This window comes from Alteromonas sp. H02 (genome assembly GCF_059682525.1).
In genome coordinates this window covers 1541907-1556314 of sequence record NZ_CM185021.1, presented here as the reverse complement: position 1 = coordinate 1556314, position 14408 = coordinate 1541907, and the positions used below count along the sequence as shown (strand labels likewise).

Genomic DNA, 14408 nt, shown 5'->3' with positions numbered 1-14408 from the left:
GCTGACTTACTTAGAAAGACTCATCAGTAGGCCATTCAGGTTGCGTACGAAAGTCGCCGGGTCTTTAAGACTACCCTGCTCAGAAAGTGCCGCCTGATCAAACAATACTTCTGTCCAGCTCTTAAATACCGTTTCGTCCTGTACGTCGGCCAGTAACTTCACTAACTGATGTTCAGGGTTGAGTTCAAAGTGATATTTCACTTCAGGCACTGGCTGACCAGCAGCTTCCATCAGCTTCATCATTTGCGTAGTCATGCCGTTATCGTCAGCCACGATTACCGCTGGTGAGTCGGTTAAACGGTGAGTGAATTTAACGTCGATAACTTTGTCGCCCAGCGCGGTTTTAGCACGCTCAAGCACACCTTCTACCTGCTTTTCGGCTTCTTCGTGAGCTTTCTTGCTTTCTTCGTCTTCAAGATCATCTAAATCCAGATCGCCACGGGCAATCGACTTCAGCTGCTTACCATCAAACTCGGTCAGATGTTGCATTAACCACTCGTCGATACGCTCGCCCATCAACAGTACTTCAATGCCTTTCTTCTTAAAGATTTCCAGGTGAGGACTGTTTTTGGCCGCCTGGTAACTGTCGGCAGTCACATAGTAAATCTTATCCTGACCTTCTTTCATACGAGAAATATAGTCAGCCAGAGATACTGTTTGGTCACTGCTGTCGTTGTGAGTTGAGGCAAAACGTAACAGACCAGCTACTTTCTCTTTGTTGGAGAAGTCTTCCGCCGGACCTTCTTTCAGCACGTTACCAAACTCGTTCCAGAACGACTGGTATTTTTCGGCGTCATTTTTCGCCATACGCTCCAGCATTTGCAGTACACGCTTGGTGCAACCAGTGCGCAGTGACTGGGTGATCTTGTTGTCCTGCAAAATTTCACGGGATACGTTTAGCGGCAGATCGTTGGAGTCGAGCAAGCCTTTTACGAAGCGCAAATAGGTAGGCATAAACTGTTCAGCGTCATCCATAATGAACACGCGTTGAACGTACAGCTTAAGACCGTGGGTTTGCTCACGGTTCCATAAGTCAAACGGGGCTTTGCTTGGGATATATAACAAGCTGGTGTATTCGGTTTTACCTTCCACCTTGTTATGTGCCCAGCTCATCGGCTCGGCAAAGTCGTGAGAAACATGGCGATAGAATTCAATGTATTCTTCATCGCTAATTTCTGACTTGTCGCGAGTCCACAATGCAGTGGCTTTATTAACGGTTTCCCATTCGCCTGGCTGGGCCGGGATCTTCTCTCCGTCTGGTCCTTCCTGCTCTTCTACCGGCGCTTTCCACATGCGCACAGGAATACTGATATGATCGGAGTATTTGCTGATGATCGAACGCAAACGCCAATCATCGGCGAATTCTTTTTCGTCGTCGCGCAGATAAAGCGTAATCTCTGTGCCGCGTTCGGCTTTTTCGATATCACCTACAGTGAATTCACCTTCACCCTCAGAAATCCACTCTACGCCCTGATCAGCAGACTCGCCTGCAGCGCGGGTGCGAACGACGACTTTATCGGCAACGATAAAGGCAGAGTAAAAACCAACACCAAACTGACCAATCAGCTGGGAATCCTTGGCTTTATCACCAGACAGTTTGCTGAAAAAGTCTGCGGTGCCCGACTTTGCAATAGTACCGAGGTTGGCAATGACGTCGTCGCGGCTCATACCAATACCGTTATCGCTAATGGTGATGGTACCCGCTTCTTTATCAACGCTCAGTTTAACGCACAGATCACCATCATTTTCGTACAGGCTATCATTTTCCAGCGCCTTAAAACGAAGTTTGTCAGCGGCATCTGCTGCGTTAGATACTAACTCGCGTAAAAAGATTTCCTTGTTTGAATAAAGAGAATGGATCATCAAATGCAGAAGTTGTTTTACTTCTGTTTGAAAGCCATGAGTTTCTTGATGGGCCACTTCAGCCATAAACCAGAGTCTCCTAGTCAGTTTATTTATTTTTCAACAAGACAAGTGAGGTCTCAGGACAAAAAATTCAACGGTAAAATACAAAAAATTGTTGGTTGGGTAGCAAAGTGCTGGCCATAAAATGGCTTAGCGGAATGGGTTTCGACGGTACTCAGAGTGACCGTCGACCTGAAAATGCATGGGTGAGTGTATTGCCGTCTATGTATTCAAGCTCGCCGCCAATCGGCACACCATGAGCAATTCGGCTGGCCGAAACATTGTGCTTTTGACACAGCTGACCAATATAATGGGCTGTAGCCTCACCTTCCACTGTAGGGTTAGTAGCCAGAATGACTTCGGCGTATTGCCCCTCGGTAATTTGTTTTTCGAGAATATCCAGACCAATTTCGGCAGGACCGATACCATCGATGGGCGACAGGTGGCCCATTAATACAAAGTAGGTACCTTTATACGCCATGGTTTGTTCGATAGCCATCACGTCCTGCGGACTCTCCACTACGCAAAGTTGCTGACTGTCGCTACGTTGGGGATGCTGACAGATTTCACACAACTCATTCTCAGAAAAATTACGGCACTGTTTGCAATGACCGATATGCTCCATGGCGTTGTGCAGAGCCGCGCTGAGCGTTCTGCCGCCTTCACGGTTACGCTCAAGCAACTGAAACGCCATGCGTTGGGCCGTTTTATTTCCCACACCCGGTAAGCAGGTCAGGCTATCGATTAACTCTGCCAGTAAAGGACTGTATTTCATAATAGTGTTACAACACAATTGGAAGCCTGATAAGGCATTGATAATTAATGAAGCGGCACTAAATAATACGCTCTACGGCTACTTCATCTATTCGATTTCGAACGACACTATACAAGACCCCATTTTAAGCGTAAACCTTTTGCATCGGTGTATTCAGAGCGATAAAACTTACACGTTAACCAGGCTGTTGCTTTGTCAAAGTTTAAGGCTGTCTCTCGCAGTGAAACGGGTTTAGCTCTTAAGCAGTTTAACTCTCCGTTATTTATCCGTTCATCATCAAATACACTGGCTTCATCATGCATTACCTGACAATTTTCTAACCGCGCATTATGTTCTGCGTTATCCGGGACCAGACAAAATTTGGAGCTCATGTGGGTAGCATCAGAAAAGTGAAAAGAACTGTATTATTAATAAGTGGACTAGTAATTTGTATAGCCAGTTATGCCAACAACGCTGAGGAGAATGAGGGATTAAATGAACAAGTTAATGCTGCATTTCACTATTTGGTACAAGGGGATACCAGACGTGCTTCAAAGTTGTTAGCCGAACAGGAAAGAATAAAAGATGACAATCATCAGTTAAGCAAACTGGCTATCATGCTGCAAATTGAACTGAAGGATAACGATGTAGCGGAGAGGCTGTTGCTTAATTTTGAGTCTCGTTTTGCGGATAATCCCGATACCTTCGCATTTGCCGCCGATGCCTGGCGCGACCTTGGCCATCAGGCGGGAATTTTCTCTAAATTCGGGTTTTATAAGAAAGGTGTGCAGGCTAAGTTACGCGCCGGAGAAGTAGGCCCTGACAATGCTGAATATGTAGCCCTACGAGCCGGGGCCTCTGCGCACGGAAGTAGTTATGGTGCCGATGCGTCCTTACAAAAAACCTTAACCGACAAAGCCATCGCTCTGGATAAAAAGTGGGGCTATATCGCCAAACTGAACTACGCACAAAATACGGATGATCAACAAAGTGGCTTGGCCGCAGCTAAGGAAGCTGTGGAAGAATTTCACGACGACTTTGTCGTGCTCGAACGTGTGGCGCAGTATTACTGGACAATAGATAATCTGGCCCAGGCACAACAAACGTTTGCGCAGGCCTGTGAGTATCCTCCGGTGCAAAGCTGGTACCGGGAAGTGAAATGGATCAATGCTTGTTATCAGGTAGCGGTGTTTAGTCAGGAACACGGATTGGCTGTAAAACCGGGTGAGCAAGCCCTTAACCGATTACTCGCAACCTATAAACTGCCCACCAGACAGAATGTCGAAATCGCCGGCTTATTACTGGATATTGCGCAACAAGAAAATAGCCAGTTAGCCGTACAGCGTCTGAATCAGGCGATAACTTATGCAAATGACGAGGCTTTGGTGTAAGCGATCAATATAGACCCGGATCACCCCATTTTATCTAAGTCGCTCGTTAATTTTTTGTCCGCGAATCTCTCTTTCCAGACTCTTGGCGTCAGGTCGAGTACGTCTTTGGCCGGATGCAGTGCTACACGCTGCAATACATCCACGAGGTAATGGTAGGGATTGACGCCTTGCAGGCGGCAAGTCACCATCAGGCTTTGTAATATGCCCAGTTGTTCAGCCCCGAGTTCGGACCAGCAGAACAAATAGTTTTTTCTGCCCATGGGAATAACCCGCAGTGCCCGTTCCAGATGATTGGTATCCAGGGGTAACGCCGGGTTACTCAGGAACACCTTGAGTTGGCTCTCCCGCTCATGCGCATAGTGAAGCGCCTTGGCGAAGGGGGATTTGGGCAGTAAATCGGTGCGCTGGCGTTGTTGGTAGACCCACCGGAAGAACTCAGTGACTAAGGGTTCGCTGTGTTGTTGCCGGTAGGTATGGATATCAGCCAGGTCTGATTGCTTATCCCGGATGTGTTTTTCATGCCGGTAGAGCGTGGCGATGATATCCAGTGCCTGTTGCGCTGTTTGCGGCTCACTGTCGAGGGCTTTTTCAAAGCCTCTGCGCATGTGTACCCAACAGGCAGCGTGCACAATCTGCAGTTCGTGTTGATTTAATTGTTCAACCGTTTTGGTGTAAGCGGCATAGCCGTCGGTCAGCAAGGTACCGGTAAAGTCCTGTAGCTGTGCTTTGGCATGCAACATGCCCCGGCTGTGACTCCAGGTAAACGCCACCTCATCACTGTCACCGTACATCGGCCAGAAGTAGGTTTGTTTCATTTGCCCCGGTTTTCGGCCAGCCCCTTTGGTACGCCCGGCTTTAATGGGCACTTCATCCATGGTCAGTATGTTGCTTTGCAGAATGTGCTGCCACTGGGCCTTGGCGATGGGCCGAAGCAGCTCAATGCCTTGTTGTATCCAGTTGATTAAGGTAGCCCGGCTAAGGGTGATACCGCTATCGAGCATCCGTTGATGTTGGCGGTGAAGCGGTAAGTGATATACCGCTTTATCCACCATCAGCCCAGCGAGTAGTGAGACATCGCAGTAACAGCCTTCCAGTACATTGATGGGGGCTGGGGTATCCTTAAGGGTTTGCGTGGTTTTATGACGCACGACCTGACGACGATACACCAGTACCACATAACTGCCGGGCTGTTGTGCTAAGCGACGGGTTTCTTTGATATCAACGACATCATACTGGTCGGCATTCGCCCCCTGTAACTCAGGCGCAGGCACATCAATAATCAGCTGAGGCACCGTCTCATCAAAACGCAGGCCTTCATCATTCACATCCGAGTCGCGACGTTGCTTTTGTGAGGAACGGGTATGGGCCTTCACCGGTTTGGTGTCTGCCGGTAAGGCGTGTGTCTCACCCTCATCAAACAAACTGCTCTGCGCCGGATTATCCACTAACACTTTTTCAGACTTACGCCCGAACAACTGGCGTTTAAGCCAGTCCAGTTGATGCTTGAGTTGCGCAATCTCCTCAGCTTGATGAGCAAAGGCAGCCTCAATTTCAGACGGTGAAAGGTGACTAATAGAATGTGTTTTCATGGCGTAAATTATAACAAAATCAGTCAATTAAATCGCCTGTTTTGTTTGTCTTTTTGCCAGTAAATGCCATCAATCAAACACTGTAACTGAGCACTGTTTAATGGTGTTTTTGCTGTACCGTCAGTGACTTTGGCGAAGGTGCCTTTTTCTAACCGTTTACTCCACAAACAATAACCGCCCTGGTAGTAATACAACACCTTGAGCTGGGTGCGGCGCTTATTGATAAACACAAACCAGTCACCACAATGCGCTTGCATCCCCAGTTTGCCCTGTACCAGTGCCGCCAGCCCATCAAACTGTTTGCGCATATCGGTATTACCGGTATACAGCCAAATACGCCCATTGGATAAGGGTAACATCAGGCAGCCCGGTTCATCCGCAGCACCACACCACCGGGTAATGCCAGTTCAATCTCCCAGACAGAGCCTGCGCTCTGGTTCGCACTTGCTGGCATATCAAAGGCAAGCCAGTTATCTTGCTGCGCAAGCGATTGGCTATCATCGCTCAGTTTTTTACGCCACAGATAGAAGTTTGATACTGTTAACGCATGCTGTGCACAAAATTCACTGACCGACAGTTCGCTTGCTGCTTGCTTATCAACCAATACCTGCCATTGCTCGCGTGTACGTCTTTTTGTTGCCATCGATTAAGTCTCCGTGAGTAAAATCTACGGGGACCATTTTACGGGGTAGCTCCGCCGGGAAAAGACGGTCTAAATTGATCGCTTACGCTTTGGTTAAACTCGCTACCAGGCGTCTGGCGATGTTAGATTGACTTACATAGCAGAGCTTATGTCCGGATGCTTATAAGATTCGAATTGAGAATGAATGAGCGAAGTTATTCGACAAATAAAAAAGCCGACTCAGACGTCGGCTTTTTCGTGTACTCAAAAATTAAAACGGCATTTTGAAGCCAAATGGGGCTTCGTTGCTGATTTGTGCTGAGATGTTGTTTTTAGGGGGGCTGTAGCGATTTAGACATCACTTTCATCACTCTATATTACTCTTTATTACTTTACTTTTGGCCCCTATTTGGCCCCTAATAATTCTTAGGGTTTACCTAACTAGCAACTCAACTATCAAGTCTAAATACCATCTTAGCGGAGTATACAAGAGACCTTATTTACCGTAAACACGTTCAATACTTTTTACGTGTTTACAGCTTACGTCACGTAGTGTGGTTCACAGGTTTAAACCTACAATTACTTACCAACAAATCAAAAACAGGCTTTACACTTTTATGTGTAGAACGCCTATTGTCATGCCATTTAGTGAGGTGGTTTAATTGAGTTGACCAGTCCAGTTAAGGATATAATTGAACTTTAGCTGGAGAAAGTAAATGGCCGGAAGAAAACGGTATACGAAAGAATTTAAACTGGATGCAGTGAGCCTGGTGCTAGATCAAGGTCACACGCGCTCTGAAGTCGCCAGAATGTTGGATGTGAGTCAGCAAATTATTGGTCGCTGGGTCAAAGAGTTTCAACAAGATGATGACGGCCATGCGTTCAGAGGGAACGGCAAACTGACGCCAGAGCAGGCAGAAATCAGAAAGCTTAAAGCTCAGGTAAAACAGCTTGAAATGGATAAACGCATCCTAAAGGAAGCATCGGTATTCTTCGCCAAAGAAATGAAGTGAAATACGCGTTTATCGCCGAGCGAAAGAATACCTATCCTGTTGACCGGTTGTGCCGGTTATTAGGCGTTAAGCGCAATGGGTTTTATCGATATATGAATACCCAGCATCAACCTACAACGGATGATGATAAACGAAAAGAAATAGTGGAATGGATGCGCAAGATTGCCAAAGCCAGTGAGCATAGCTATGGCAGTCGACGAATGCAAAAAGCACTGAATTGTTTGGGCTACCCTATCGGTAGACGTCTTACACGCCGACTGATGAAAGAAGCAGGTGTGCAGGTCCGTTACAAGAAGAAATACAAGGTCACCACAAACAGTAATCACACATTGCCTGTATTTGAAAATGTGCTGGACAGACAGTTTGATGTTGATTCACCCAATCTAGCTTATGTGCAGGATATTACCTATATCTGGACACAAGAAGGCTGGTTATATTTGGCCGTTGTTATTGACCTGTACTCGAGAAAAGTCGTTGGCTGGAGCATGGGGTCAAGAATGAAAACCAAATTGGTGTGTGACGCGTTAACGATGGCGATATGGCAGCGTAATCCAAAAGCGGGATTGGTTGCCCATTCAGATCGCGGTAGCCAATACGCTAGTGCAGACTATCGACGCTTGCTTAAAGGACACCAATTTGTTGGCAGTATGAGTCGTAAAGGTGATTGTTGGGATAATAGTGTGGTTGAGAGCTTCTTCGGTAGCTTGAAGCAAGAGCTAGTACACTGGAAACAATACCAAACTCGTTATGAAGCACAGCAAGATATACTGCGTTACATCACGACATTTTATAATCCTGAGCGGTTGCATTCGTATCTGGATTACAGGAGTCCAAATCAATATGAGGCGGACATTGCATATTCCGGCTTATCCGGACACCAGCACCGGTTTAATCCGGACGCCTGTTTTCCTCGCTTTTCTCTAATCCTATTTTTATCCTATCTGTCCGGATTGTGCCAGCTTTCTCATTGATTCTCCTCCCAACTCAATCCGATGGCTGTTGTGGATCAGCCTGTCCAGCAGAGCATCTGCCACCGTTGCATTGCCTATCATGTTGTACCATTCTTTAACCGGGAGCTGGCTTACCATGATTGTACTGGCTGTTTGATAACGATCCTCCAGTAACTCCAGTAGATGACCGGCTTGCTCCTGGTTCATCTTTTCCATTCCCCAGTCATCGATTACCAGCAGCTGTTTCTTTGATAAGGCGAGTAGCTGTTTTTGATAACTGCCATCCAGCCGCCCTGAACTCAGATCATCCAGTAAACGGCTAAGACGATAGTAACGAACGCTGTACGTCTGCTCACAGGCCTGGGTTGCCAAGGCGCAGGCTACGTAAGTTTTTCCGGCACCTGTTGGTCCGGTGAGTAGGATATTCTGGTGCTTTAGCAGGTAGCTCCCGGTTAATAGTTCACTTATCTGGATACGTTTTAGCCCCCGATCTTCTTTGTAGATAAGCTGATTGGGTGAGGCATCAATACGTAACTTGGCTTGTCGTTTCAGGCGTTCGATCCTGGCCTGGCTTCGCCCCAGTACCTCGCACTCAAGAAGCAGGCTAAGCCGCTCCTCGAACGTCAACTCAGCATAGGTGGAGAGTTGCTCTCGCTGTTGCTCAAGGCCCTTGGCGGCATGGCCAAGACGCAGGGTTCTTAGTTGCTCATTAAGCTGATTCATGTCGTTCTCCTAGTGGTAACTATTTGGGCCACGCACATTGCTGTGCTGGATATCCGGGGTGGTATGAGACTCACAAGATAACTGGCCTTCCCGGTGGTTTTTAAGCAGGTTTCTGATAAAGCGCAGATAGGGCTTATCTACCATCAGCGCATCTTTGCAGGCTTGTTCCAGGCGCACATCGCCGTATTTTTTGGTGAGATTAAGCAGGCCAAGGCAACTGCGGTACGCTTGCGCGGGATGATCTTTGGCGCTGAGCTGAGCACTGACAACCTGTCGGGTCGCAGCCCCAACATTGCCACCCCAGCTCAGCAGGCGCTCCGGTGACCACTTCTGGTACTGATGGTTGCTGGGCATATGCTCCGTGTGTGTACTGAGGCCGTGCGCTTTCTTGCTGGTCGGATGTTGAGACACCAGGTTTCCCTGGTGGTAGATCTGGATTAACCGCGCGTTCGCCTCCAGTTCAACATGCTGGCCTACCAGTTGATGAGGGACTGAGTAATAGTGCTGTCGGTATTCGATGTGATAGTCCGGTCCTACCTTGGCGCGTTTGCTTTCTGTATAGAGGTAGCGCTGGACCGGGAGAGGTTTCAGCGCGGGTTTATCCAGGCTGTCGAATAAAGCTTTGCGGCTGGCACCCAGTTGTTTCATCTCTCTTTGATTCAGCTCATCCATCAGCTCCCGGATCGCCAGATTTAATGCATGGAAAGTGTGGAATATGCGGTGGCGAAGACGCATCATGATCCAGCGTTCAACAATCAGTACCGCGTTTTCTGCTTTGGCTTTATCCTTCGGTTTATAAGGCCGTGCGGGCATCACCGCTGTACCGTAATGATTCGCGAGTTTACGATAACTGTCGTTGAGTTTCGGCTCGTAACGATCCGTTTTGGTGACCGCGGCTTTAAGGTTATCCGGGATCAGAAGCGCTGGCACGCCTGTGAAGTGCTCAAAGGCGTTTGCGTGCGCTTCCAGCCAGTGCTCCAGCTTTTGACTGGGGCAGGCTTCAACGTAGGTGTAATTGGATGCTCCCAACGTTGCCACAAAGATCTGCGCATACCGAACCTCTCCGGTATCAGGGTTCACGACCGGGATTGTCGGGCCACAGTAGTCGATAAACAACTTATCGCCGGCAGTGTGGATCTGACGCATACTTCGCTTTTGCATCTTATGCCATCGAAGGTAATGCTCACAGAACTGACTGTAACGGTAGGCTCTGTGTTGATGCTCGGCGACATATTCTTCCCACAGAAGCTGCTTTGTCATGCCCTTACGCTTAAGCTCGATAAAGCACTGAGCGAAATCAGGCATGATCTTATTTTGAGCTGCCGTTTTATCCCGATACAGGGCCTGCGTTAACTCGGTATCGGAGCAGTTGTCGGTAAGTGGCCAACGCAAAGCGCTTTGTTCAAAGCGCGTCAGGATATCAGAGATGGTTGAGCGTCCAGCTTTGGTACAGGCGGCGATCTTTCTGACAGACAAACCACATTCGAATTTAAGGCGCAAAATCTCTTTGATATTTGCCATAGATGTCCTCTTTTTTGTCATGTTCACGTCCTCGCTATAATTCAATTGATAACGAGGATAGTGACTAATTGATTTAAAAGAGAAAAGAGAGGTATTCCGGCATTCCGGACAATGATTCCGGAGTTAGACGAAAACTGGCTGGTTTATCCCGGAATCGGTGTCCGGATTAAAACGGAAAGGGTGTCCGGATAAAGCCGGAATCGATGTCCGGTTTGCTCCGGTGTATGCAGGACATGAAGAAATTGAAAAAAGTAGCTTAACTGGGTTGGTCAATTTTGGTTGACCACGTCATAGTAACTCTATGCTCTCTAACGTTAGTATAGGTTACATATATCTTCTCCTTAGCTCTTGATAAGGCTACATATATGGCGCAATTGTTTTCAAATGGTTCTTTTTGGAAATTCCAAAAAGCTTGGTCTTCAAGTCCTATGAAATACACATGTTGGAATTCTAGCCCTTTGCATTTATGTATGTTCATAATGTGAACTGAATTTTCAGCAGAAAATAGTTTAATCGCGCCATTAATACTACCTGCTTGTGCATACATATCCCTAAGGTGCAGTTCTAAAATTTGCCAGATCTTGGAGTAAAAAGCCTGGGATTTGTATTGCTTCCAACGACCTTTGATGTTCTTAAGGCCAAGAAAATGAATAAATTCGTGGGTATATGTAATGAGATCATCAATAGTGGTTGTTGACTGAATTGCATTTTGTTTGAGACAAATGAAATTAGCGATTAGAATTGTTGATTCTGCCTCTCTTTCGTCCCCTAACTCAATCTGGATTAAATTTCTGTGAATATCATACAACTCAGTTATAACTTGAGGTTTTGGGTACACTATTGCGTTTAAGAATAAAGTAAAAAGTCGACCAAGAGGCTCTTTTAAAGCATCCTGCAATTCACTCATTTCTAAGTTATTTATTCCTGCCTTTGTAAGTTCATCCCTGATTATTTTTGTATAATCCGAAGATTTTTGTTTGGTCAACACACAAATATCGCTTTCTTTTACGCCGCTTTGAAGTGAGCTTTGTATTTCGTCAACAAGGAATCTTGCTTCTTGAAGTTCGTCCTCAAAAAGGTGTACAGAACAATTTTCTGACTGATTTTGCAAAACAGTTAAAGGTTCAACTTTGCCTTCAACGAACTCTAGAACTACAGTTAACACGTCCTGTACTTCCTCTGACGCTCTGTGATTTTTTAAAAGTAGTTTTTTTGTGGCTGTGAAATCACTAAGAAAATCTGTAAAAACAGAGCAGCGCGCTCCGGCCCATAACATAATGCTTTGGTTAATATCACCTACTACAATTACATTTGTTGAAGTTCTACAGAACAGAAGTTTCAACAGGGCATATTGTTCGTCAGTTGTATCCTGAAATTCATCAACAAAAACATAACTATAAGCCATTGAAAATATGTTTTTTATATCTTCTCTCTGCCTTACTATTTTCAGTGCCAATGAGGGCAATTTACCCATGAATATCTTATCAAAACCGTTTGCTTCTTTTGAATCCAAAACAATATCATAGTTGTCTGCTGGTCTTTCCGGCTTATCCAGATTATGCTTGAATCTGTCTACGATACTTTTACAGAAGCCGTGAAATGTGAATGAATCAAAACGTTCGGATTTAAGTCCACATCGGCTATTGATCCTTTTTTTTATGTTTTCTTGTGCTTCTGTTTTGAAGGTTAGAGATAATATTCGCTTGGGCCAAGCACATCTGTTTGTTACAAATAGATAGTTAGCTTTTTGTGCTAGTAATTCTGTTTTACCAGCACCCGCACCAGCCAATATAGATAGAGAGCCATCAAAATTTATGATTTCCATAAACTCTTTGGTTGGGACAATGCCAGGGGAAGGATTCCAGTCCACCATTATTCGATAACCTGCTCAGCGAGCTTTACTATCCTTTCCAACAATCTGATTAACTCTGGAGGAAGCTTTGCTTTTATCTCCTCGGCATCATACTTTTCTTCTATTTTTAGCATCATTCGAACATGTGATGCAGGTTTACTCTTGCTTGATAAAAACCGATAACGATACCAAAGGAAATTTCTTTCCCAGTCATCACCAAAAGCAAAGCGCTTGCCTGCGTTTCCTTTTTTAAGTACAGCTTTCGTTAAAGAAGCTTGTCTTTTGGCTAAATCGGAATCCTCTTCATCGTCCTTCCCTTGGTTTGGCCCACGCTCACCATACTCTTCGTCTTTTTCACAAAAAATATCAGGAAAAGCGCAAATCATTGAATAATCGATATCCAAGGGGCTTGAGAAAAATACATTATTTTCTTCAAGCTTTGAGACTAAATTGATCTTTTCGGTTTCAGAACTGCCTTCGATGCTATACTCAATCACAAAGTCAGCTGGATTGTTAGCAGAATCCCAACTAGGGATATCCTTTAATATGCCACTATGCAAATACCGTACATTCGGATTAAATTTTGATAATTGCTCTATAGAGTACGAAAGCCTCCCAAAACCTCCCCCATTCCTGTCAATATCAAAATCTAGTAGCGTAACAAAAGGAATTTTCAGTGCATTTAATAGCCGCCAAAAATGATTTACATGTCTTCCACCTAAAGGCACTACTGAAATCGAATGCGAATCAACATCAGTATCATAGATTTCTAATAATCTTGGTAGAATTACTTGCTCACTATCACCTTCACCTAAGACAACCAGCTTCGTAAAATAGATTTCTGGATATGCCTTGACGGCTTCACTTACATATTTTGCTTGTTCATCACTATCTTCGGGTAGGGTTAATGATTGAACATGGGTACTCTTAGAATCGTAGTCTAAGCGGAAATGCCTGATTTGGACTGGCTCGACTCTTCCTACCAATGAAGGAGAGTGAGTAGAAACAACAGCTTGGCATAATTCACTAGCACCATACTCTTTTACCAACTTGATAATTCTGCCCAAGTAATGAGGTGATAGGTGATTTTCTGGTTCCTCTAAAGCAATCAAGCTAAAGATAGGAAGTTTCATCTTATCAGGGTCGAAATTAACTTTGTCCCCCTCAATTAAGGCTTTTCTGGTAGCTTGATCTATCTCGAATAGTGCTTTTGTTAGCGCAAAATATACTAATGATTTTTGTCCATCACTTAGGCGGCTAGTCTCTACCTTATTACCGCTAGCATCTGGCATGAACTGAAGTTGTATAAGTTTAAGTATTTCATCAATATCGCCAACGGGAAAATTAAGAGCTGCCTCATTAAGATGCCGCCCTTTATAAACTCTTTTCCAGTTATCATTAATTGCCTGGGCAATTTGTACTAAAGCTGGGTTTTCATTTGTGAGTTTATTCAACTCTTGGGCTTGGGTTTCAAATTTTACTTGTTCACCTTCTTGCCATTTTATGGCTCTAAGTAGACGCCCTAAAACTGCTTTTGATGAATACTTTAATTGAACCAGCGGATCCCGATTAGCAGGTACGTAATGAACTTGAATACCATTTCTTTGAACCGCTGATAACCGATGTTTATTATTATCGTCAGGTTCAGGCATATCACCGTCAATAACCCATAATTTTTCTTCTACATCGCCCAACGGGCTGTAATCAAAAGTAAGATTAGCCTCAAGTCTCACTCTAAAAATAACGCTACCATCATCACTTGCGCTGGTTAAACCATTAACAAGTGCGGGAATAGAAATATTCCCGTTAATTTTTTCAAAGGAAAACCAGGCTTCGACGACTAAGTTTTTTGAGGTAGATTTTTCACTTTCATCAGATAGGTGAAAATCTGAAGGCACTATACCTCGAAGAGAATGGTCTACGGCAAATAGTTTATTTAACGCTTCGAGGGCTGTGCTTTTTCCAGTGCCATTATGTCCAATAAATGCCGTGACACTATTATCAAAAAGGATGGTTTGTGGCTGCCCGTTGGAAACGCTTTTAAAACCCGATATGTATAGTTTTTTCAATTTCACAATAAATTCGCTT

At 45.1% G+C, this 14408-nt stretch carries 10 protein-coding genes and 1 pseudogene; 2 read left to right on the top strand and 9 right to left on the bottom strand.

Annotated elements, in window-relative coordinates:
* Window positions 1–6 precede the first annotated feature (6 nt).
* Together htpG and recR are read right to left on the bottom strand one after the other, a co-directional pair.
* On the bottom strand, window positions 7–1929 hold the full coding sequence (htpG, locus tag AC566Q_RS07075; protein WP_499615229.1) for a molecular chaperone HtpG: 1923 nt from the start codon (window positions 1927–1929) through the stop codon (window positions 7–9).
* 151 nt (window positions 1930–2080) lie between these two features.
* A complete protein-coding gene (gene recR, locus AC566Q_RS07070) occupies window positions 2081–2680 on the bottom strand; it encodes a recombination mediator RecR (protein ID WP_123324249.1) in 600 nt (199 codons plus the stop codon).
* Window positions 2681–3069: 389 nt separating this feature from the next.
* Here recR and AC566Q_RS07065 point away from each other — a divergent pair, with 389 nt between their 5' ends.
* Window positions 3070–4050: a hypothetical protein gene (locus AC566Q_RS07065; protein WP_499615226.1), complete on the top strand. Its 981-nt coding sequence runs from the start codon at window positions 3070–3072 to the stop codon at window positions 4048–4050.
* Between the two features lie 20 nt (window positions 4051–4070).
* Here the strand turns inward: AC566Q_RS07065 and tnpC are convergent, their stop codons facing one another.
* Genes tnpC through tnpA form a run of 3 tightly spaced genes read right to left on the bottom strand, consistent with a single transcriptional unit; the run spans window position 4071 to window position 6282 of the window.
* A complete protein-coding gene (gene tnpC, locus AC566Q_RS07060; protein ID WP_499617396.1) occupies window positions 4071–5639 on the bottom strand; it encodes an IS66 family transposase in 1569 nt (522 codons plus the stop codon).
* 23 nt (window positions 5640–5662) lie between these two features.
* Window positions 5663–5998, bottom strand: a complete 336-nt coding sequence (gene tnpB, locus AC566Q_RS07055; RefSeq protein ID WP_126874057.1) for an IS66 family insertion sequence element accessory protein TnpB — start codon at window positions 5996–5998, stop codon at window positions 5663–5665.
* Window positions 5998–6282, bottom strand: a complete 285-nt coding sequence (gene tnpA / locus AC566Q_RS07050; protein WP_499614310.1) for an IS66 family insertion sequence element accessory protein TnpA — start codon at window positions 6280–6282, stop codon at window positions 5998–6000. Before tnpA ends, tnpB begins: the two co-directional genes overlap by 1 nt.
* Window positions 6283–6977: 695 nt before the next feature.
* On the opposite strand from tnpA, the pseudogene AC566Q_RS07045 reads away from it, so the two are divergent.
* A pseudogene (locus AC566Q_RS07045) lies at window positions 6978–8128 on the top strand (IS3 family transposase); the annotation flags it as partial.
* Window positions 8129–8206: 78 nt separating this feature from the next.
* On the opposite strand, the gene istB reads toward AC566Q_RS07045, so the two are convergent.
* The 4 genes from istB to AC566Q_RS07025 all read right to left on the bottom strand — a co-directional run bounded on the left by istB (window position 8207) and on the right by AC566Q_RS07025 (window position 14395).
* On the bottom strand, window positions 8207–8947 hold the full coding sequence (gene istB, locus AC566Q_RS07040; protein ID WP_123324632.1) for an IS21-like element helper ATPase IstB: 741 nt from the start codon (window positions 8945–8947) through the stop codon (window positions 8207–8209).
* A 9-nt stretch (window positions 8948–8956) separates the two neighbouring features.
* The gene (gene istA, locus AC566Q_RS07035) at window positions 8957–10489 is read right to left on the bottom strand and encodes an IS21 family transposase (protein ID WP_499608196.1); all 1533 of its coding nucleotides are present in this window, start codon (window positions 10487–10489) and stop codon (window positions 8957–8959) included.
* A gap of 235 nt (window positions 10490–10724) precedes the next feature.
* Window positions 10725–12341 (bottom strand): UvrD-helicase domain-containing protein, encoded by a 1617-nt coding sequence (locus AC566Q_RS07030; protein WP_499615224.1) that lies wholly within the window; start codon window positions 12339–12341, stop codon window positions 10725–10727.
* The gene (locus AC566Q_RS07025) at window positions 12341–14395 is read right to left on the bottom strand and encodes an ATP-dependent nuclease (protein WP_499615222.1); all 2055 of its coding nucleotides are present in this window, start codon (window positions 14393–14395) and stop codon (window positions 12341–12343) included. Before AC566Q_RS07025 ends, AC566Q_RS07030 begins: the two co-directional genes overlap by 1 nt.
* Window positions 14396–14408 lie beyond the last annotated feature (13 nt).